Origin of the sequence: Cupriavidus taiwanensis (genome assembly GCF_900249755.1) — a bacterium.
GTDB lineage: Bacteria > Pseudomonadota > Gammaproteobacteria > Burkholderiales > Burkholderiaceae > Cupriavidus > Cupriavidus taiwanensis_D.
Map to the genome: position 1 here is coordinate 1,776,582 of NZ_LT976854.1, position 21,427 is coordinate 1,798,008.

16 protein-coding genes are annotated in these 21,427 nt (G+C 71.0%); 4 read left to right on the top strand and 12 right to left on the bottom strand.

Going from position 1 to position 21,427, the window contains the following annotated elements; all coding sequences use genetic code 11:
• The first annotated feature begins 60 nt into the window (after positions 1-60).
• Both CBM2594_RS23585 and CBM2594_RS23590 read left to right on the top strand, forming a co-directional pair.
• Positions 61-2,208 carry a type I secretion system permease/ATPase gene (locus CBM2594_RS23585; RefSeq protein WP_116359746.1) on the top strand — a complete coding sequence of 716 codons (2,148 nt, stop codon included), beginning with the start codon at positions 61-63 and terminating at the stop codon, positions 2,206-2,208.
• A 41-nt stretch (positions 2,209-2,249) separates the two neighbouring features.
• Entirely contained in the window at positions 2,250-3,401 is a 1,152-nt protein-coding gene (locus CBM2594_RS23590; RefSeq protein ID WP_116359747.1) for an HlyD family efflux transporter periplasmic adaptor subunit, read from the top strand.
• A gap of 22 nt (positions 3,402-3,423) precedes the next feature.
• On the opposite strand, the gene copD is transcribed toward CBM2594_RS23590, so the two are convergent.
• From copD to CBM2594_RS23610, 4 genes are all read right to left on the bottom strand, one after another.
• A complete protein-coding gene (copD, locus tag CBM2594_RS23595; protein WP_116359209.1) occupies positions 3,424-4,371 on the bottom strand; it encodes a copper homeostasis membrane protein CopD in 948 nt (315 codons plus the stop codon).
• Positions 4,372-4,758: a copper homeostasis periplasmic binding protein CopC gene (copC, locus tag CBM2594_RS23600; RefSeq protein ID WP_116359210.1), complete on the bottom strand. Its 387-nt coding sequence runs from the start codon at positions 4,756-4,758 to the stop codon at positions 4,372-4,374.
• A 77-nt stretch (positions 4,759-4,835) separates the two neighbouring features.
• Positions 4,836-5,870, bottom strand: coding sequence for a copper resistance protein B (locus CBM2594_RS23605; protein ID WP_373457606.1), 1,035 nt, complete (start codon positions 5,868-5,870; stop codon positions 4,836-4,838).
• Positions 5,870-7,762 carry a copper resistance system multicopper oxidase gene (locus CBM2594_RS23610; protein WP_232346726.1) on the bottom strand — a complete coding sequence of 631 codons (1,893 nt, stop codon included), beginning with the start codon at positions 7,760-7,762 and terminating at the stop codon, positions 5,870-5,872. The genes CBM2594_RS23605 and CBM2594_RS23610 overlap by 1 nt, the downstream gene beginning before the upstream one ends.
• A gap of 179 nt (positions 7,763-7,941) precedes the next feature.
• Between CBM2594_RS23610 and CBM2594_RS23615 the strand changes: the two genes are divergently transcribed.
• Both CBM2594_RS23615 and CBM2594_RS23620 read left to right on the top strand, forming a co-directional pair.
• Positions 7,942-8,664: a heavy metal response regulator transcription factor gene (locus tag CBM2594_RS23615; protein ID WP_116359212.1), complete on the top strand. Its 723-nt coding sequence runs from the start codon at positions 7,942-7,944 to the stop codon at positions 8,662-8,664.
• Positions 8,661-10,043 (top strand): heavy metal sensor histidine kinase, encoded by a 1,383-nt coding sequence (locus CBM2594_RS23620; protein ID WP_116359213.1) that lies wholly within the window; start codon positions 8,661-8,663, stop codon positions 10,041-10,043. The genes CBM2594_RS23615 and CBM2594_RS23620 overlap by 4 nt, the downstream gene beginning before the upstream one ends.
• 243 nt (positions 10,044-10,286) lie before the next feature.
• Here CBM2594_RS23620 and CBM2594_RS23625 read toward each other — a convergent pair whose 3' ends face one another.
• The 8 genes from CBM2594_RS23625 to CBM2594_RS23660 form a co-directional block, all read right to left on the bottom strand.
• Positions 10,287-12,734 (bottom strand): CHASE2 and HATPase_c domain-containing protein, encoded by a 2,448-nt coding sequence (locus tag CBM2594_RS23625; protein WP_232346727.1) that lies wholly within the window; start codon positions 12,732-12,734, stop codon positions 10,287-10,289.
• Positions 12,712-14,409, bottom strand: a complete 1,698-nt coding sequence (locus CBM2594_RS23630; protein WP_116359749.1) for a FecR domain-containing protein — start codon at positions 14,407-14,409, stop codon at positions 12,712-12,714. The genes CBM2594_RS23625 and CBM2594_RS23630 overlap by 23 nt, the downstream gene beginning before the upstream one ends.
• The gene (locus CBM2594_RS23635) at positions 14,402-15,136 is read right to left on the bottom strand and encodes a response regulator transcription factor (RefSeq protein WP_116359215.1); all 735 of its coding nucleotides are present in this window, start codon (positions 15,134-15,136) and stop codon (positions 14,402-14,404) included. Before CBM2594_RS23635 ends, CBM2594_RS23630 begins: the two co-directional genes overlap by 8 nt.
• 254 nt (positions 15,137-15,390) lie before the next feature.
• The gene (gene pelG / locus CBM2594_RS23640) at positions 15,391-16,761 is read right to left on the bottom strand and encodes an exopolysaccharide Pel transporter PelG (protein WP_116359216.1); all 1,371 of its coding nucleotides are present in this window, start codon (positions 16,759-16,761) and stop codon (positions 15,391-15,393) included.
• A 2-nt stretch (positions 16,762-16,763) separates the two neighbouring features.
• The gene (gene pelF / locus CBM2594_RS23645; protein WP_116359217.1) at positions 16,764-18,341 is read right to left on the bottom strand and encodes a GT4 family glycosyltransferase PelF; all 1,578 of its coding nucleotides are present in this window, start codon (positions 18,339-18,341) and stop codon (positions 16,764-16,766) included.
• Complete coding sequence (locus CBM2594_RS23650; protein WP_116359218.1) at positions 18,338-19,324, bottom strand: tetratricopeptide repeat protein; 987 nt, start codon at positions 19,322-19,324, stop codon at positions 18,338-18,340. Before CBM2594_RS23650 ends, pelF begins: the two co-directional genes overlap by 4 nt.
• Positions 19,317-20,747, bottom strand: coding sequence for a PelD GGDEF domain-containing protein (locus tag CBM2594_RS23655; RefSeq protein WP_116359219.1), 1,431 nt, complete (start codon positions 20,745-20,747; stop codon positions 19,317-19,319). Before CBM2594_RS23655 ends, CBM2594_RS23650 begins: the two co-directional genes overlap by 8 nt.
• Positions 20,748-20,812: 65 nt before the next feature.
• On the bottom strand, positions 20,813-21,388 hold the full coding sequence (locus tag CBM2594_RS23660) for a penicillin-binding protein activator LpoB (RefSeq protein WP_174079837.1): 576 nt from the start codon (positions 21,386-21,388) through the stop codon (positions 20,813-20,815).
• Positions 21,389-21,427: the final 39 nt, after the last annotated feature.

The window sequence follows — 21,427 nt, forward strand, 5'->3', positions numbered from 1 at the left end:
CCGGATGCCGGCACCACGCCCGGCGCCGCCAAACCCGATGCCGGCGCACCCGCGCAGCCGGTGCAGCCGCCAGGCGCCTGGGCCGAGGCCCTGCTGCTGGCGGCACGCCATCTCGGGCTGTCGCCTTCACCGCAGCTGGTGCGCGGCGCGGCCGCGTGGGCCGATCGTGCCGACGCCGACCGCGCCGTGGTCGAGATGGCGGCTGCCGCCGGGTTGTCGGCCCAATTTGCCGACCTGCCAGCGGCCGCGCTGTCGCCGCTGCTGCTGCCCGCGCTGGTGGTGCTGGACGGCGCGCAGGTGGGCCTGCTGACGAGCATTGCCGACGGCAAGGCGGTGCTGCAGCTGCCCACCGAGGCCGGCACCATCGAGCGCACCCCCGCGCTGGCAGCGCTGGCGCGGCCGGCCGACGGCACCGTGCGCCTGCTGCTGGTGCGCGAACGGGTGGCGCCGCGCAGCGGCCGCCTCGACGCCTACCTGGCGGCGCGTCCGGAAGGCTGGCTCGGCAGCATCTTTACCGCCAACTGGCGCACGCTGGCGGAGCTTGGCGCGGGCTCGCTGTTCGGCAACCTGCTGGCGGTGGGCACCTCGCTGTTCGCGATGCAGGTATGGGACCGCGTGGTGCCGGCGCGCTCGCTGCATACGCTGTGGGTGCTGGCCAGCGGCGTGGCGCTGGCACTGGTGCTGGAACTGCTGATCCGCACGGTGCGCGTTTCCATTGCCGACCATTTCGGCAAGCAGGTCGACCAGCGGCTGTCGGCCATGTTCTTTGCACGCGTGCTGGATATCCGCAACGACGCGCGCCCGCGCTCGCCCGGCACGCTGGTGGCGCAGCTGCGCGACCTGGAGCAGCTGCGCGAGCTGCTGACCTCCAGCACGCTCGGGGTGCTGATCGACCTGCCCTTCGTGGCCGGCTTCCTGTTCATCATCTGGCTGCTGGGTGGCTGGCTGGTGCTGGTGCCGCTGGTGGCCATACCGCTGCTGGTGCTGCCCGGGCTTGTGGCGCAGATTCCGCTGGCGCGGCTGTCGAACCAGGGCATGAGCGAGGCCGCGCTGCGCAACGCGATCCTGATGGAATCGATCTACCGGGCCGAGGACATCAAGACCCTGCAGGCCGAGCCGCGCTTTCGCAAGCTGTGGGACCAGGTCAATGCAGTCAACGGCGAGATCGGCCTGAAGCAGCGCTTTATCGCCGGGCTGCTGCTGAACCTGTCGCAGACGGTGCAGCAACTGGCCTATGTCGGGGTGCTGGTGGCCGGCGTGCATGGCATTCTGGATGGCGGCCTGTCGTTCGGCGCGGTGCTGGCCTGCTCGATCCTGACCAGCCGCACCATCGCGCCGCTGTCGCAGATTCCCGCGGTGCTGGGACGCATCCAGAACGCGCGCGTCGGCAAGAAGGGGCTGGACGCGCTGCTGGGCCTGCCGCTGGACCACGACCCGGCGCGCGACGCGTACCACCGGCCCGCGCTGGTGGGGCGCTATCGCTTCGAGCAGGTGGTGTACGGCTTCGATCCGCAGGAAAAGCCGGTGCTGAACATCCCGCAACTGCAGATCGCGCCCGGCGAGCGCATTGCGGTGCTGGGCCGCGTGGGCGCCGGCAAGTCCACCCTGCTGCGGCTGCTGGGCGGGCTGGCGACGCCGGTGCAGGGCCGCATCCTGTTCAACGACACGCCGCTGCCGCTGATCGACCCGGCCGACGTGCGCCGCGACGTCGGCATGGTGATGCAGGAATCCAGCCTGTTCTACGGAACATTGCGCGACAACCTGCTGGTGGCCGACCCGCTCGCCACCGATGAAGCGATGCTGCAGGCGCTGCGGCTGGCGTGCGCCGACCGGCTGCTGCTCAACCAGGTGCACGGGCTGGACCTGGCCATCCGCGAGAACGGCGTGGGCCTGTCCGGCGGGCAGAAGCAGGCGCTGATCCTGGCGCGCACGCTGCTGCGCGCGCCCAACGTGCTGCTGCTGGACGAGCCCACCGCGTCGCTGGACGAGGCCACCGAGCAGGCCGTGATCGCGCGGCTGCGGCCCTGGCTGGGCCAGCGCACGCTGGTGGTGGCCACGCACCGCTACGCGGTGCTGGCGCTGGTCGAGCGCATTATCGTCGTCGACAACGGGCGCATCGTGCGCGACGGCCCCAGGGATGCGGTGCTGGCCGCGCTGCGCGGCAAGGGCGCGCAGGCCGGCGGCGCGCCGCAGCCGGCAGGAGACTGAACATGGGCATGGGAACCAAAGCGGCCGGGACCGCGGACTGGATGCGCACCGGCGGGGCGCCCGCGGGTCCGCGCTACCTGCTGTGGGTAATCGTGGGCGCGCTGACGCTGTTCCTGCTATGGGCGGCGCTGGCCGGGCTGGATGAAGTGGCGATCGGCGAAGGCCGCGTGACGCCCGCCTCCAAGGGCCAGATCATCCAGAGCCTGGAGGGCGGCATCCTGGCCGAGCTGGCGGTGCGCGAGGGCGACGTGGTCGAAGCCGGACAGCAGCTGGCCACGCTCGACCCGGTGCAGGCGCGCGCCTCGATGGAAGAGACGCTGGAGCGGATCGCCGCGCTGCAGGCGCGCGCGGCGCGGCTGCACGCGGAAATGAACGATGCCGCCAGCGTTGCCTTCCCGGCCGAGCTGGCCGGCAATGCCGCGGTGGTCGATCGCGAGCGCCAGCTCTTTACCGCCAACCGGCGCGCCTTCCGCGAGAATGTCGGCAACCTGCGCGAGCAGCTGCGGCTGGCCGAGAACGAGCTGCAGATCGCCATTCCGCTGCTGCGCACCGGCGCCACCAATGAAGTCGAGGTGCTGCGGCTGCGGCAGAAGGTGGCGGAATTCTCGACCCGGCTGGCCGCCACGCAAAGCGAATACTACGTCGCGCTGAAGGCCGACTATGCCACCACCATGGCCGACCTCGGTCCGCTGCTGAAGGTGCGCGAAGGCCGTGCCGACCAGCTGCGCCGCACCGCCATCAACTCGCCGGCGCGCGGCATCGTCAAGGACATCCGCGTTTCCACCATCGGCGGCGTGGTCAGCCCCGGCGGCGTGCTGATGGAAATCGTGCCGCTGGGCGACCAGTTGCTGATCGAGGCGCGGCTGAGCCCGCGCGACATCGCCTTCATCCATCCGGCGCAGCCGGCCACGGTCAAGATCACGGCCTTCGAGCCGTCGATCTACGGCACGCTGCCGGCGCGCGTCGACCGGATCTCGCCCGACACCATCGAAGACCAGGTCGACAAGCGCGTCTACTACTACCGCGTCTATGTGCTGACCGACCACGCCTACCTGGAAACCAGCGACGGCAAGCGCCACCCGATCCTGCCCGGCATGGTCGCCACCACCGAGATCCGCACCGGCCGCCGCACCGTGCTCGACTACCTGCTCAAGCCGCTGCGCCGCGCCGCCGAGGCCTTGCGCGAGCGCTAGCGCCGGTGCGCAAGCGCGGCCGTCACCCCGGCGCGGGCGACAGCATGCCCAGCACCGCCACCAGCGCCAGCACCAGCGCGGCAGCGCCGGCTTCCAGCAGCAGGCTGCGCCGCAGCGCCTGTATCGCGCGCAGCGCCGCTGGCGGGTCGCCCGCGCGCGCGGCCGCTGCCAGGCGCGGCGCCAGCGCAAACCGGTTCGCCGCCGCCAGCCCGAGCATGGCGGCAAACAGCACGAGCTTGGCGGCCAGCAGCCCGCCGTACGACATCGGCGCAAACTCCGGCATGACCGGCCCGGCGATCAGCCAGTAGTTGAGCGCGCCGGTGATCACCAGCAACGCGACGATGCCGGTGCCGATGCGCGCGAAGCCGTTGGCGCTGCGGCTCAGCAGCGCCAGGGCCTCGCCGTGCAGAGTCGACCTTGGCCACGCCAGCAGCAGGAACGCCGCCAGCGCTCCCACCCATGCGCCCGCGGCCAGCAGGTGGGTTACGTCAGACGCCAGGTGCAGGTAGCGCACTGCGCCGTCGTGCATCGCGCCATGACCGCTCCACGCCAGCGTGGCCAGCGCGACGCCGCCATACGCGGCCAGCACGGCGCAGGGCGCGCGCAATCGGTGCAGGCGGCGCAGGTTCATGCCGGCCAGCATGAACAGCAGCAGCGCCGCCACGCGCACGCACCAGGCCACGCCGAAATCCGTCCCGGTGACGATCATCGCCAGCACATGGCCCTGCAGGGCGGCATAGTCGGACGCACCCGTCATGGCGCGCGCCATCTCCACCAGCGCCGCCAGCGACAGCGCGATGCCCGCCGCGGCGCCGCCCAGCGACAGCGCGCGGCAACGCCGCGCGAAGCGGCCGGCGCGCTCGTCGCGGTGCAGCGCATAGAGGCAGAACAGCGGCAGCCCGAACACCAGGGCGAGGTCGAGATAAAGCGCCAGGCGCAGCCCGGCGGCCAGCCACTGCGGCTGCGGCAATTACTTCACCGTGAAGGTGACGTTGCCATTGACGGGATGGGTGTCGGACGAGACCGCGCGCCAGTCCACCCGGTAGCTGCCCGGCGGCAGCGGCTGGGTTGGCGTGATGACCATGGTCTTCGGGTCATCGCTGCCGGAGACCTTCGCGGCCATCTTCATCGGCGCATGGTTGGCCATGCCCGGCATGCCGGTCATCACCAGGTTGGCGCCGGAGAATTGCGTCACGAGGTTCTCGGAGAAACGCAGTTCGATCTTCTGCGGCGCCGCCACCTCGGCCTTGTCGGCGGGCGACGATGCTTCCAGCTTCGGGTGCGCAAGGGCGGCGCTGCTGGCCAGCGCGGCGGCGGCCGCGATCATGGCGTGGATCAGGGGGCGATGGGCATGCATGGGGGTCTCCGCTCAGGGACGTGGAAATCGAGTTGGTCAAGGTGGTCGAGGTGGTCGAGGCGGTCGAGGCGGTCGCGTCAGAACCAGACGCGGACGCCGGCGACGAAGCGGGTCTCGCCCGACTTGCCGCCCGCGGTCCGGATCATGTCGGCGGTATTGCCGAAGGTCTGGTAGCGCTCCACGCCGATATACGGTGCGAACTGCCGGCTGAATTCATAGCGCAGCCGCAGCCCGACGGTGCCGTTGGACAAGCCGCTGCCGATGCCCACTTCCGGATCGCTCTTGCCGTACAGGTTGGCTTCGAGGCGCGGCTGCAGGATCAGGCGCTGCGTCAGCAGCAGCTCATATTCCGCCGACAGCCGCAGCGCGGTGCGGCCGCTGGTGCCGACATAGGCGGTGGCGTCGACCTCGAACCAGTACGGCGCCAGCCCCTGCACGCCGAACGCCAGCCAGTTGCGCGCGGGGCGCCCGCTGCCGGCGTCGTTGCGCAGGCCCAGCTGGGTGTCCCAGTAGCTGGCCACGGCGTGGCCCCACAGCAGTTCGGTGCGGGCCTCGTGCAGCTTGCCCTTGGAAGCCTCGCCCTCGGCCTTGAGCACCAGCTTGTCGAAGCTGTTGCCGAACCACGCCTGCGCCTCGTAGGCGGCGGCGTTGTTGCCGTTGGCATGGGCCCATTCCAGGCGGTCGACCAGCACTGACGTGAACAGGTGCTCGTCGGCCATCGCCAGCTGGCGCTTGTCGCCCAGCGCGTACTGGCCGACGCCGAGCTGGTAGCCGCCGGAATAAGCGTGCGGGTCGCGCGCGTCGGGCGGCGCGCTGCCGCCCTGCATCTTCATGTCGCCATGGTCCATCGCCGGCGCGGCGTCTTGCGGCGGCGCGTTGGCGCCGTCCATGGTCTGGATTTCCGGCTGGTCCATGCCTTGCATCTGGCCGTGGTCCATGCCCTGCATCGTCGCAGGCGCGGCCTGCTGTTCGTGACCATGCGCATGTCCATGCGCGTGACCGGCGTGCGGGTCCTGCGCAAAGGCTGCGCCGATGGCGCCGAGTGCCAGCGCCGCGGCCAGCAAGGTCTTCTTGTGTCCGGGCATCGGGATCGATCGTTCGCGTTGCGTCATCACGCCACCACCACTTCGCGGAACATGCCCGCGTCCATATGCAGCATCAGGTGGCAATGCCAGGCCCAGCGGCCCAGGGCATCGGCGGTGACCAGGAAGCTGATGCGCTGCGCCGGCTGCACCGGGATGGTATGGCGCCGCGCCTGGAAGCTGCCGTCGGGCGCCTCCAGTTCGCTCCACATGCCGTGCAGGTGCATCGGGTGGGTCATCATGGTGTCGTTGTGCAGGATCACGCGCAGCCGCTCGCCATGCCTGAAGTAGACCGGTGTGGACTTGCCGAACTCGACGCCATCGAACGACCACGTATAGCGCTCCATATTGCCGGTCAGGTGCAGCTCCACCTCGCGTCCCGGGCCGCGCGCATCCATCGGTCCGCCGATGGTGTGCTGGTCGGCCAGCGTCAGCACGCGCCTGCCGTTGTTGCGCAGGCCGATGCCGGGGTCGTCCAGGTTGGTGCGGGCCATGTCGACGCGCATGTCGGTGCCGGCGCCGTATTCGGTGCGGGCATGGCGCGCGGTCTGGCTAGGCACCCGCAGCGCATCGGCGGGCGCCATCGCGTGCTGGCTGTGGTCCATGCCGGCGTGGTCCATGCCCGTCATCGGCATGGCCGCATGCGCGGCGTGGGCGCCATGTCCGCCATGTCCGCCATGTCCGCCGTGGCCCGTCATCGCGCCCATCATGTCGGTCATGGTCAGCCATTCGGCGCGGTCCAGCGCGGGCACCGGCGCCGACAGCCCTTGCCGCACCGCCAGCGTGCCGCGCGCATAGCCGGTGCGGTCCATCGACTGCGCGAACAGCGTGTAGGCATCGTCGCGCGGCGTCACGATGGCGTCGCAGGTCTCGCCCGGGCCGAAGCGGAATTCGTCGACGGTGACGGGCTCGATGTCCTGCCCGTCGACCTGCACCACGCGCAGCTTGAGCCCGGGGATGCGCACGTCGTAGAAGGTGTTGCCCGAGCCGTTGATAAAGCGCAGCCGCACGGTCTCGCCGCGCTGGAACAGGGCGGTCCAGTTGCCCGCCGGCGTGACGCCGTTGGCCAGGTGGGTCAGCGTGGCGCTGGACAGGTCGGCCAGGTCGGTCGGGCTCATCCGCATCTGGTTCCACATGCGGCGCTTGTCCAGCGCCTGCGTCAGCCCGTCGCGCGACACGTCGCGGAAGAAGTCGACCACCGTGGGCTGGTTGTAGTTGTAGTAGTCGCCCTGGATCTTGAGCTTGTTCAGCACCCGCATCGGGTCTTCGTCGGTCCAGTCCGACAGCAGCACGGTATGGTCGCGGTCGGCGTGCGCGCGCTCGTGCCCGGAAGCGGGATCGATGACGATGCCGCCGTACACGCCGGTCATCTCCTGGAAGCCGGAGTGCGAGTGGTACCAGTAACTGCCGGTCTGCGCGACCTTGAAGCGGTAGGTGAAGGTCTCGCCGGGCGCGATGCCGGGAAAGCTGATGCCGGGCACGCCGTCCATCTGGTAGGGCAGGATGATGCCGTGCCAGTGGATCGAGGTGGCCTCGCGCAGGCGGTTGGTCACGCGGATGGTGACGGTGTCGCCCTCGCGCCAGCGCAGCGTGGGGCCGGGCAGCATGCCGTTGATGGTGGTGGCGATGGCAGGCTTGCCGGTGTAGTTGACCAGCGATTCGCCGATCACCAGGTCGAACTCGGTGCCGCGCAGCACCGGGCCGGCACCGCTGCCCACGGGCGCAGGCTGCCCTTCGCGCGCGCCGCCGCCGTGCCCCGCATGCTGCGCCCAGGCGCTGCCGCCCAGCCCCAGGCCGGCGACCACGCCGCCGGCGGCCAGCCCCTGCACGAAGCGGCGGCGCCGCAGGTCGGGCAAGCCGGAAAGCGGGTCAGGCAGCAAGAGGGGCAGCGCTGGGCGGCCGGGGCTTGGATGGCGTCGCATGTCACGTCGGTTCGGTTAGTTGGCCCGCCAAGCGTAGCCAGCGCCACCCTACCGAGGTCTGACCGGAACATGACAATCCGGTAATCTTGCGGTCATGTTGGCGCCGGCAACGCCGGCGTAGAGTGGCCTGGCCGTGTGGAACAGCGCTCGGCAGGACCGATCGCGTAAGGAAAGTGCTGATGAAACTGCTTGTGGTGGAGGACGAATCCAAGACCGGCGAATACCTGCGCCAGGGGCTGACCGAGGCGGGCTTCGTCGTCGACCTGGTGCGCAACGGGCTGGACGGCCAGCATATGGCCATGACCGAGCCCTACGACCTGGTCATCCTGGACGTGATGCTGCCGGACGTGGATGGCTGGCGCATCGTGCAGGCGCTGCGCGCGGGACAGAACCCGGTGCCGGTGCTGTTCCTGACCGCGCGCGACAGCGTGGCCGACCGCGTCAAGGGCCTGGAACTGGGCGCGGACGACTACCTGGTCAAGCCGTTCGCCTTCTCCGAGCTGCTGGCGCGCGTGCGCACGCTGCTGCGCCGCGGCACCGCGCAGATGACGCTGGACCGCATCCAGGTGGCCGACCTGGTGCTGGACCTGACCCGCCGCCGCGCTACCCGCGCCGGGCGCCGCATCACGCTGACCAGCAAGGAGTTCGCGCTGCTCGAACTGCTGGCGCGCCGCCGCGGCGAGGTGCTGCCGCGCTCGCTGATCGCGTCGCAGGTGTGGGACATGAACTTCGACAGCGACAGCAATGTCATCGACGTCGCCATCCGCCGCCTGCGCGCCAAGATCGACGACGGCTTCGAGGCCAGGCTGATCCAGACCGTGCGCGGCATGGGCTACGTGCTGGAAGCGCCCGAAGCGCCGGACGAAACCGACGAAGCGGCCACCGGCGGGCAGCGCGCATGAAGCGCCTGTCGCTGACGGCCCGGCTGACCATCCTGTTCTCGCTGTCGTCGGCGGCGGTGCTGCTGGGCCTGGGCGTGCTGATCTGGCTGGCGATCGACGATCATTTCGCCGACGAGGACTACGCCGTGCTGGGCGACAACGTGCGGCTGATCGAAAAGATCGCGGCCGACGGCCCGGCGGCGACGCTGCCGCAACGGCTGGGGCCGGCACTGGAACACCACGCCGGTTTCGTCGCCGAAGTGCGTGGCGCCGATGGCAAGCGGCTGTACGCCACGCAGGATTTCGACTTCGGCCTGGCGCAGGCCGCCGCTGCGAAGTTGGCGGCGGGAAACGACGCGTTTGCGTGGGAACAGGATGGCCAGACTTACCGCGGCCTGCGCGCGCAGTTGCCGGTTGCGCCCGCCGGCGGACAACCCGGCGCGCTGCAGGTGCTGGTCGGCATGGACACGGCGCTGCATGACCACTTCCTGCACGCGTTCCGCAGCTCGCTGGCCTTCTACGGCACGCTGGCGGCATTGGCAAGCGGGCTGCTGGGCTGGTGGGCGGCGCGCCGCGGGCTGGCGCCGCTGCGCACCATGGCCTCGCGCGCGCGCACGGTCACCGCGCACAAGCTGGACGAGCGCATGCCGGTCGACGCCGTGCCGGTGGAGATGGCCGACCTGGCCGCCACCCTCAACGCAATGCTGGAGCGCCTGCAGCGCGACTTCGCGCGCCTGTCGGAATTCTCGTCGGACCTCGCGCACGAGCTGCGCACGCCGATCACCAACCTGATGACGCAGACCCAGGTGGTGCTGTCGCAGCCGCGCGATGCGGACCGCTACCGCGACGTGCTGGCCTCCAACGTGGAAGAGCTGCAGCGGCTCTCGCGCATGGTGTCGGACATGCTGTACCTGGCCAAGACCGAGCACGGCATCACGCTGCCCAACGCGGAGCCGATCGAGGTGGCCGACGAAGTCGCGGCGCTGTTCGATTTCTACGATGCGCTGGCCGAGGACAAGGGCGTGCGGCTCGCCCTGCGCGGGCGCGGGCGCATCACCGGCGACCGGCTGATGCTGCGGCGCGCGCTCAGCAACCTGTTGTCGAACGCGTTGCGGCATACGCCCGCGGGCAAGGGCATCGTGGTGGAGATCACGCCGGGCGCCGATGCGGTGCAGGTGGTGGTCGAGAACGAAGGCGAGACCATCCGCCCCGAGTTGCTGCCCGTGCTGTTCGACCGCTTCTTCCGCGCCGACAAGTCGCGCCAGCGGCCCGAGTCCGACGGCGCGGGACTGGGGCTGGGGCTGGCGATCACGCAGGCCATCGTCGCCGCGCACGGCGGCGCCATCGGCGTGGCATCGGAGGCAGGCAAGACCCGCTTTACGCTGACGTTTCGCGCTTAGGTTCGCGCCCGCTTTTTGCGCCTGCTTTCTGCGCCTGCTTTTTGCGCCAGTCACGAAAAAAAGCCGCCCACGCCAGGTATTGCTCTGGGGGAGCTGGCGTGGGCGTGAAGACCACCGGATGCGGCTCCAGCGGTGCTCCGATGCTACGCAAAACCCCCGTTTGCGACTGCCAACAATTGTGTCGGCGGCCGTAACAGGCAGTGTCCCTGAACGGGTCCAGGCCTGCTGCGGGCTGTGTCGCGCTTACGGTGCGGTGGGTGGCGCGGCGGGCGGCGCGGTGGGTGGCGCCGGCAGCTCGATGCGGAACTCGGCCCCCGCGCCGGCCTGGCTGCGCACGCTGGCGCGGCCGCCATGCCGCTCGGCCACGGCGCGCACCAGCACCAGGCCCAGCCCGGTCCCTTCCGGCGCGCCCTGCTGGCCTTCATGCAGCCGCGCAAAGGGTTCGAACAGCCGGGCCTGGTCGGCTTCGGCAATGCCCGGCCCCTGGTCCTGCACGGCCACCACGAAGCGCTCCGGCTCGCACGTCAGCGAGACCGTCACGGTCCCGCCCGCCGGGCTGAACTTGATCGCATTGCTGACCAGGTTGGCAATGGCGCGCGCCAGCAAGGTCGGGTCGCCCTGCAGCACCGCGGGGTCGTCGGGCAGGTCGATCTGCAGCGTGACCTCGCGGGCACTGGCCAGCGCCCAAAGCTGGTCGGTGGCGTCGAGCACCAGCCCGCCCAGCTCCACCTCCATGAATGCCAGCGCCTTCGACTCCGCGCGCGCGACGCTGATGAAATCGTCGGCCAGCGCCAGCGTGCGGCGCGCATGCGCTGCGATGCGGGCCAGCACGCCGCTGTCCGGGGCGGCGTCGCCGGTAGTACTGGCCGCCGCCTGGCCCGCGCGGCGCTCCTGCAGTTCGATCAGCGCCAGGATCGACGCCTGCGGCGAGCGCATGTCGTGCGACAGGAAGCGCAGCATCTGCTCGCGCTGGCGCTCCGCCAGGCGGATCGCGGTGATGTCGATCACGCTGACGATCAGGCCGGCCACCGCGCCAGTCTCGCCATGCAGCGGCGCGCCATGCAGCAGGTAGCGGCGGTCGCCGCGCCCGGACACTTCGATGCCGCCCTCCGGCACCGGTCCCGGCACCGGGGCCGGGGCAAGCGGCGCGCCGGCGTAGCGGTCGTGCAGCGCCTGCCAGTAGGCCAGCGCCGGCGCCGGCGCCGGGCAGACCGCCTCGATCAGCGCGCGGATGCCGGGGTTCTGACCGCCATGCCCCAGCACGCCCGGGGCCAGCGCCACGCAGCGCCGGTTGGCCAGCAGCACGCCGCCGTCCAGGTCGCAGATGGCGGTGGCATCGGGCAGGCTTTCCAGGCCGTCGGACAGGAAACGCCGCAGGCCGCGCAACTGTGCGCTGACGCCGTAGACCGCGCGCATGCGGCTGTCGAGGGTGGCGCCGGCGTGGCGCGGCGCCGGCATCGCGCCGGGCTCGCGCTCCAGCCGCGCCAGTTCGTCGCTCAGGAAGCGCAGCGCCGCCTCCTGGCGCAGCCAGCTCCACAGCGGATAGAACAGCACGCAGCCCAGCACCGCCGCGGCCGGCGCAAACCACAGCCGCGCCAGCGCCAGCAATGCCAGCGATCCCAGCAGCAGCCCCGCCAGCAGCAGCCCGGTGGCCACCAGCGCGCCGCGCGGCGGCAGCCGCAGCGCGGCCAGCGCCGCCAGCAGCACCGCCAGCAGCGTGCCGCCGGCCTGCCATGCAGGGGATACCGCGACGATGGCATCGCCGTCGGTCAGCGCCTGCACGGTGTTGGCCAGGATCTCGACGCCGCTCATGCCGCGGCCATCGCGCGACACCGGCGTCGGCAGCACGTCGCCCATGCCGGTGGCAAGCGCGCCGATCAGTACCGCCTTGCCGGCAAACCTGGCCGGGTCGATGCGTCCCTCCAGCACGTCGCGCACCGACACGCGGGCGAAAGTGCCCGGCGGGCCGGCGTAGGGAATGCGCAGCCGGCCGCTGCGTTCCCAGCCATTGGCTTCGGCGACCACGGCGGGCTCCTGGCGCACGCCGGCGGGCAGCGCGCCGCCGCGGCCGAAGCCCGCCATCACCGCGGCCAGGTGCGGCACGCCGGCGGCGGCCACCGGGTGCGGGCCTTCGCGCAGGTAGACCTGGCGCGCCACGCCATCGGTATCGACCACCATGTTGATATGGCCGACGGCGGCGCCCAGCCCGGCCAGCGGGTAGCGCACCAGCATGCCGGCGGGGCCGGGCTCGGCCAGCACCGGCAGCACCACGTTGCCGGCCAGCGCCATGCTGCGCGCCAGCACGGCGTCGTCTTGCGGATAGCGGGTGTCGCGCTCGGCCAGGATCACGTCGACGCCGATCACGCGCGGGCCGCCGGCGGCAATGCGCTCGACCAGTTGCGCCAGCACCGCGCGCCGCCAGGGCCAGCGGCCGATGGCGGTGATGCTGGCGTCGTCGATGCCGACGATGACGATGTCGTCGCGGGCGGGATGATGCTGGGCGCCGATGGCGATGTCGTAGGCGGCCAGGTCGGCGCGCTCGGTCCAGCCCTCGCGCGCGGCCAGCATCACCAGCGCCAGGACCGCGGCGGCCAGCAGGCACCATTCGACCAGCGTGCGCCGGCCGAATGCGCGCCCCGCCGCGCGCGTGGCCGGCGCACCGCGTGCGTCAGCGGAGCCGGATGCGGCCACCGCCGTCCGGCCGGTCGCCCGAGCCGATTGCGCCGCCCTGCCCATCGCGCAGCATGGCGATGACTTCGATGCGCTGCGGCGCCGAGAACGCGGCCGGGTCAGGCGCCGCGCCGGGCGCGGCGCGCGCCACGCGGATGAAATAGACGCCCGGCGCGGGGCGCGGCAGGTCGATGGCGTTGGTGGCGGTGTGCTGGTCGGCCAGCAGCGTGGCAAAGCCGGCGTCGGCCGCCATCTGCACCCGGTAGCCCGGGCCGCCGCCGCTATCGGGCCAGCCGATATGCAGCGCGCCGCCGTCGTCCTGCAGGGTGGGGACCGGCGGCTTGGGCTCGATGCGGAACGGCACCGCGTCCGACCACGGGCCCGGCAGGCCGGCCGCATCGACGCTGCGCACGCGCCACCACCAGCGGCCCGGCGCCAGCGCCTGCGTGGCCGGCGACGCGGCGGCTTCGTGGACGGTGGCGTCGCGGGTGAAGGCGGCATCGGCGGCAAGCGCCAGTTCATAGCTGGCCGCGCCCGGCACCGTGGCCCATTCGAAGGTCACAGAGTCGGCGTAGCGCACCGCGTCCGCGGCAGGCTGCTGCGTGAACGGTGCCGGCGGGTTCAGCCGTACCGATACCGGCGCCTGCGCGTCATGGCCGGTCAGCTGGTGCTTGTCGATGGCGCTGACGCTCAGGTACAGCGTGCCTTCCGGCAGGCCGTCGACCCGGACCCGGGCGGCATCGGCGCCGCTGGCGGTGCCGCTCCAGACCAGCTCGCTGAGCGCCGCATCGCGCGCCACCCGCACGCGGTAGCCGACGGCGCCCGGCACCGGCTGCCAGGCCGCCTCGAACGACGGCCCCAGCACGGTTTCAGCGGGCGGCAGCAGGGCCGGCGCCGGCAGCAGCGCCACTGGCTGCGACAGCTTGCCGCCGGCCGAGACGCCGATGCCATAGCCAGCATCGATGGACGCCGCCGCGGTCATGGCACGGTCCGGCGCCGGCCGCGCACGCGTGCCGCGCGTGGCACTGACGCCGACACGGCCTTGCAGCACCTCGCTGCGGCTGCCGCCCGCGTCAGCCGAAACCCGGTACTGCGTGCCGCGCACACCGGTCACCATCATCGGCGTATGCAGCTCGAAGCGGCCGACACCGCCGCCCGCGGGCGCCACGCGGGTCTCGGCCGCGCCCTGGTCGATGCGGATCACGGTGTCGACCAGGCCGCTGCGCGCGAAGGTGCGCAGCCGGTTCACCGCGACCGTGGTCGCGGGCGGCAGGGTAATGCGGGTGCGGTCCGGCAGTTCCAGCGTGGCCGAGCCGCCGGCCGGGGTCTCGATGCGCGCCGCCTCGTCCAGGGTCATGCCGACCTGCACCGGCCGGCCGTTGGCGCGCACCGCGCCGCTCACGTAGACCACGCGCGCCGACGCCGCCTGTTCCGGAATCTGGCTGAGCGGGATGCGCACGCGCGAACCCGGCACCAGCCGGTACGGATCGGCCACGCCGTTCAGGCGCTGCAGCGTGCGCCAGCCCTGCTCGGATGCCATGTAGCGCGAGGCCAGCCCGATCAGCGTATCGCCCGGCTCGACCACGTAGATGAAATCGGCGCCCTGCGCGCCCGCTGGCCCGGCGTGCGCCGGCACCGCCATGCCACCGAGCAGCGCCGGCAGGGCCAGCGCGATGCCGCGCACGGCCTTATGCATCGCCGGCATCGCTGGGTTCGTCCGCCTGCGCTTCGGCCGCGGAAACCTCTTCGAAACGATAGCCGTGCGAATACACCGAGGTCAGCCGCACGCCGTTCTCGGGGCGCAGCGCCAGCTTCAGGCGCAGCCGCGAGATATGCGTATCCAGCGTGCGCGAGCCCGCGCCCATGGCGCGGCCCCACACCGCCTGCTCCATCACCTCGCGCGCGAGCAGGCGTCCGGTATTGCGGAACAGGAACAGCGCCAGCTCATATTCGCGCGGCGACAGCACCGCGGCTTCGCCGCCGACGGCAATGGTGCGCGCATGGGTATCGACGGTGTAGTTGCCGCGCCGGATCAGCTCCACTTCCTGCGCGGCCTCAGGGTAGGCGCGGCGCAGCAGCGAGCGCACGCGCGCGACCAGCTCGCCGGCGCGGATGGGCTTGAGCATGTAGTCGTCGGCGCCGACCGTCAGGCCGTCGACGATGTCGGACTCGGCGGTGCGGCTGGTGACGAACAGGATCGGCGGCATGTTGCCGGATTTCTGCCGTACCCAGCTGACCAGTTCATAGCCGCTGGTGCCCGGCAGCTGCCAGTCGACCAGCAGCAGGTCGTAGGCGCGCTCGCGCAGTGCGCGCAGCAAGTCGGCGCCGTTGGCGAAGGATTCGCATTCGAAACCGGCTTCGCTCAAAATCTGACGGATCAGCTCGGCCTGATCCGGATCATCCTCCACGGATGCAATTCGCATACCTCTACACCCTTCTGCCAGCTTCCGACTGCAACTGCGGTCTCTGCCACGGCGTGTCGACGGCCCGGCCGGCAAGTCATTCTTTATGTTTTCCCCCTTCAAAAAAGGGGCGCGGCCGTCGATGTGTACCGGCGGGCCAGGCCGAAGCCCGCCGGCTGCCGCCATGTTACCCAATCGCGGCCCATTCCGTCGAGACGCCCTGACGGGGGGTGCGGCGGCGTGCCGCCGGTCCTTGCTTCGGCTTCATTGCAGCATTACTGCAGCATGTAGGTCTCGTACTCCAGCCGCTCCAGCTTGTGGTCGAGCATGGCCAGCGCCAGCGCCACCACCACCAGCAGCGACACCGCGAAGCCATAGCCGTACCAGGCCGGCCCCAGCTGCAGCGTCACCAGCGTCAGCGCGAAGTTCAGCACCACGAACAGCGCGGTCAGCAGCAGCACCTCGCGGCGCCGGTCCAGGTAGAAGTAGATGTTGAGCACGCCCAGCAGCACCACCTGCAGGCTGGCGCCGATCACGTCGACGTACAGCAGCGGCAGGTACAGCTCGGAGATGCCCAGCAGCCGCAGCACCCACACGCCCACCGCGAACAGCAGCAGCGCGGCGATGGCCTGCACCTTGACGATCTCGTACAGGCCCAGCCGGATGGTCTGGACCATGGTGTTGCGCATGTCCTCGATATGCTCGAGCGAGCTGCCGCCGCGCACCGCATCGTAGAAGGCGTCGTAGTACTCGACGAAATCGGTCTCGATGCGCACCAGGAACACCGCCATGCCGGGGATGATGGCGAGGTAGGCGAGGAACACCGGGATGTCATAGATGATCGACGCGTGCAGCGGCCCGATCACCTGCTGGCCGGTGGACGGCGCGTACCAGAACATGAACTTGTCGATCCAGATGCCCAGGTTGTACAGCAGGCCGATCGCCACCAGGCTGGGATAGGCATAGCGGCGCTCGAACACTTCGAACGAGATGAACTGGCGGCTGGTGTAGTTGCGGTAGATCAGCGTCACCATGCCGGTCAGCAGGCACAGCTGGCCCGCGGCGAACCCGCCCAGCAGCCCTTCCATGCCGTAGCCGCGCAGCCCCAGCGCGGCCGCCACCGAGACCGCGTAGCCCAGCAGGAAGGTCCACACGATCGCCTTGTACTGCTTCATGCTCGACAGGAAGATCGCCGCGATCCAGATATTGCTCAGCACCACGAAGCCCGCCACCATCAGCAGCCGGTACAGCACCGACTGCTCGCCGAAGCTGAACACCGCGCACGCCACGCCGATGCCGCCCGACAGCACCGTCGCCAGCAGCGCCACCGCGTGGTAGTTGCTCAGGATCAGGTGGTCGCGCTTCTCGAACAGCCGGTCGGAGGTAAAGCGCGTGAACGAGAGCTGCATCGGCCCGGTCAGGATCAGGCTGCCCGCGATCAGGTAGGTCACCGAGACCTGGAACTGCGTGATCAGCGTTCCCGGCACCACGAACGGCAGGCTCAGCATGCCGATCAGCAGGATGCCGACGATCGACAGGATCCACGGCCCCGAGCTGATGATGCCGGCATACGCATAGGCGCTCAGCATGCCGGACAGGTTGTCCCGCCGCAGCATCTTGCGCAGCTCGAATCCAATGCCAGCCATGCTCAGGCTCCTCCGTGGACCGGGCAGCGCGCGGGATGCCCGCCGTGCCCGGCGCCGTCGGCTTGCGCCATCAGCCGTTGATACAGTTCGCGGTAGCTGCCCACCATGCGCTCCTGGGTGTAGTAGCGCTCGACGCGCGCCACGCCGGCGGCCTGGGCCGCCTGCCAGCGCACCGGGTCGCGCAGCAGCCCGAGCGCGGCCGCGGCCAGCGCGGCGGGGTCGGCAATGCGCACCACCTCGCCGGCCGGGCCCAGTGCGGCATCGTCGCCGGGCAGGCCGAACAGCAGCTCGCGGCATGAGCCCACGTCGGTGGTCACGCACGGCACGCCCGCGGCAAAGCCTTCCAGCACCACCAGCGGCAGCGCTTCGCTGATCGAGCTGAGCACCAGCACGCCCACCTGCGGCAGCAGCGCGTCGATGCGCTGGAAGCCCAGGAATTTCACCTTCTGACCCAGCCCCAGGCTCTCGGCCAGGCTGCGGCATTCGCGCGCGTATTCCGGGTCTTCGTCCTCCGGGCCGGCAATCCAGCCTTCGGCATCGGGGTATTCGCGCACCACCGTCAGCATCGCGCGGATAAAGGTCTTGACGTCCTTGATCGGCACCACCCGGCCGATCAGGCACAGCACCGGCGGCACGCCGGGCTGGCGCTTGTCGCGCAGCGGTGCCAGGCGCGGCAGGTCGATGCCGTTGGGAATGCTGCGCGTGCGCGCCTCCGGGGCGCCGTCCTGCACCTGGCGGCGGCGGTTGCCCTCGTACAGCGCGACGATGTCGTCGCCGGCGTCGTAGCAGACCCGGCCCAGGGTTTCGAAAAAGCGCACCCACAGCTCGCGGAAATAGCTGATCTGGGAGATGTCGCGCTCGAACACATTGCGGTTGTCGCGGATCCACTGGCTCTGGAACAGGTCGATCTTGCGTTCCTTGGTGTAGATGCCATGCTCCGACACCAGCAGCGGGCGCTGGTTGCGGTGGCGCAGCAGCGCACCGAGAAAGCCCGCATAGCCGGTGGAAACGGTGTGATAGACGCGTGCCGGGATCAGCCCGTCGGCAATCCGCACCAGCTGCCACAGCGGCTTGTGCATGATGCGCACGGTCCAGAAGTAATCCGTGAACGACGGGTCGGTGCAGAAGCGCCGGTACTGGTCGGTGATGGTCTGCCAGGCACGGCGGCTGTACAGGAACGCGTCCTCGCCCAGCGCGCCGCCTTCGCGCAGCGCCGGCATCAGTTCGCGGATCAGGGCGCCGGCCTCGGCCTCGCGGCCGGGTTCGCGCAGCAGGTCGTGCAGGCGGTCAGAGGCATCGAAGGCCCTGGCATCGCCGCTGCGGCCCTGCACCAGCGGTGGCGGCGGGAAGTCATAGAGGTAGTGCGTTTCCAGGTGCACCACGTTGGCCGGCAGCTGGTAGGCCATGTCGCCATAGTCCTCGCGCCGGCTACCGATGAAGACGATGCCGAAGCGCAGCTCCGGGAACGCGCGGATCATCTGGTTGACCCAGCTCGATACGCCGCCGCTCACGTACGGGAAGGTGCCTTCGAGCAGCAGCATGACGTCGGCCGACGCCGCTTTCAACAGGATCTCGCTCATGATTGCCAGTACCGCAGCAGGGGCCGCACCAGCGGGAGCGGCGAAGGGCTGTCAAACGATGCCATCAGCTGGCGCACCGCGGCGTAGTCGCGCTCCAGGTAGGCGGCTTCGGCCAGGTGCGGCAGCACGCGCTCGCGCGCGAAGCCGAGCGCTTCGGCGCGCTGCAGCCAGGCGCGCGCCTCGCGCGGGGCGTTGCGCGCCAGCGCCAGGCGCCCGCGCATGTACCACAGCGAGGCATTGCTGTCGTCATGCGACAGCGCCGCGCTGGCGTAGCGCTCGACCTGGCTGGCGGTATAGCGGTAGACGTCGCCTTGCACCAGGTTCTGGTAGATCAGTTCCCAGTACAAGTCGGCCAGGCGCTTGCTGATTTCGGCGCGCTCGCCCGGGCTGTAGGCGCTTTCCAGCCGCGGCAGCTCGGCCAGGATCTGCTGGGTCAGCTGCTTTTCGGCGCCGTCCAGCATGCCGTAGGCCAGCAGCCGGATATCGTCGGCACTGTCGGCCAGCAGCTCGCGCAGCACCGGGCTGACGGTGCGCGCCGGCATCGACTGCATCGCCACCAGCGCGGTCATGCGCTCGGGCAGCGGCGCGCGGGCATTGCCCAGCTGCGCCCGCAGCCGCGCGCCGCCGCCGTGCGTGACGCGCGACATCAGGTGCGTGACGAACTCGGGCAGGCCCACGGTGCCGATGCCGCTGGTATCGATGCGCCGGGGGAACAGCTTCGACAGCAGGTAGCTGCCCACGCATACCAGCGCGCCGCCGAGCGGCACGAAAAAGCAGAACAGCGCCAGGAAGCCATAGCTCCACCCGAACGGCACGCGCAGGCGCCGCGGCAGCAGCCGCCACAGCACCAGCCCGGTCAGCGCTGCGGCCACCGCCTGCATGCCGAGGAACGCCAGCAGCAGCGCGGTGCTGTTGCCGGCGCGCGCCAGCAGCGCCAGCGCGGCGATCTGGGCGGCGAGGCCGCCGGCGCCGAGCTTAAACATGGGGCGCTTCCCCGGCCGCCGGCCTGGATGGCGCGACCGATCCGTCCACCTGGGCGCGGCGCAGCAGCTTGACCAGCGCCTCTTCGGCGCCGGTGGCGGGCACCGCCAGTGTGTAGACGCCGATGCCGGCGCTGGTGAAGTCGGTGCCGAACTGCGCGCGCAGCATGTCTTCGATGCGCACCAGGTAGGCCGCCACCGCCTGCGCATCGGACAGCGGCATCAGCGTCAGCATGGCGCGGTGGTGGGCGTTGACCAGCGGCCAGGCCACGTCCAGCGCGCGCCGGCTGCGCACCACCTGCTCGAACAGCGCGTCGCGCTCGGGATCGGTGTCGAACACCAGCGCCACCACCGAACTGGCGATGCCGGTCTCGCGCTGCAGCCGCGACAGGCGCGCGTAGTCCAGCGCAAACGGATACGGGCATGCCGGCAGCGCGGCCTGGATGGTGCGTGTGGCGCCGGCATGCTCGACGCCGTCGGCGTAGTAGCCGAGCAGCACCATCAGCATCTGCAGGTTTTCATAGCTGAGCGACAGGAACGGCATGCGTTCCACCACCAGCAGGCCGATCAGGTGGTCGGAGCCCGCCAGCACCGGTGCCACCGCGACGTAGCGCGTGCGGGCCTCGTGCTGCAGGCCGTCGGCGCGCAGGTGGGCCAGCTGGCGCGTGTCCAGGCAGTGGCGCACCAGTGGATCGGTGGTATCGAGCGTGAAGGCCGGGCCGATGCTGGCCGCGGGCTCGGCGTCGACACGCTCGCCATCGCAGGCGTACAGCGCGGCCGCGCAGGCCTGCGCCACCACCTGCAGCACCGGCTGCGCGCCGGCCAGCACGTGGCCGCCGCGCGCCGCTTCCTCCAGTGCCACGCCGCGCAGCTGCGACAGGGTGTCGCGCAGCGTGGTGGGCCGCGCCAGCAGGTCGTTTTCCAGCCGCGCGTGCGAAATGCGCAGCAGGTAGTGGTTCTTGGTCAGCGCCGCCAGGCGCTCGTCCAGGTAGCGGTTGACGGCGCGGGCGCGCGCCAGGCGCGTGCCCCAGATATCGCCGAACTGCCCGGCCACCAGCACCAGCAGCAGGCCGCCGAGGAAAAACAGGCGCGGGAACGGGCCGGTCATGACGCCGGTCTGGTGGTACAGGTACCAGGCGCCCAGCAGCATCAGCACGCCGCCCACGCCGATCAGCGTGCCGTAGCGCAGCGCCAGGATCACCGGCAGCAGCCAGGCCCACGGAAAGCCCATGCCCAGCAGCAGCGGGTTCTGCGGCAGCACCAGCCAGGCCAGCCCCAGCGCGGCCAGCATTGCCACTACCAGTTCCACCACGGCGGCGGGCCCGGTGACCGCGGGCGCGAGCAGGCGCGCATAGCGCCCGCCCAGGCCGATGCCCTGCCCCTGCCGCGCGCGATAGGTGTTGTCAGCCGTCTTGGCCACGCTCATCCCCTTGCTTCAACCCATCCATCGCCGCGCTGGCGCGGCGTCGTGCTGCGCATCGCCATGCCGCCTCAGCCCTGCATCAGCGGCGCCAGCAGCCGGCGCAGCAGCTTCTGCGCGGTGCCCGACAGCGAGGCGCGGCTCCAGCCGCTGTCGCTGCCGGTGGCGGACCAGACCACTTCGCCGCTGTTCACGTCGAGCAGCTGCAGCGAGATGCCGACCGCCGGCTCGCCATCCACACCCACCTTGTAGCGCCATTCCTGCACCGCGCCGGTCAGCGCATAGCGCGCCTTCTCGGCGCGCGCCCATTCCAGCGCCTTGCCCACCGCCTCGCGCTCGGCCGGCTCGAACAGGGTCTCGGGGTTTAGCGCGGCGGGATAGCGCTTCAGGCTGGCCACGCCGCCGCTCTTGAGCAGGCTTTCCGCAATCGCTTCGGCGCGCAGTCCGGCCTGCGGCGTCTCGGTGTAGTTGACGATCGGCAGCACCGCGATGGTCTCGCCGCGCGCCAGCGCCGGCGCGCGCCCCACGTCCGTCACCGCGCAGCCCGCCAGCCACAGCGCCGCGCCCAGCGCGCCGCACCATGCCGCCAGCCGCTTCGCCACCGTCCTGCCCGTCTTGCCTGCCGTGCCCGCTGCTTGCTTGTTCATGTTGATCCCCTTTTTCCGTATTGCCATGTCTTGTTGATG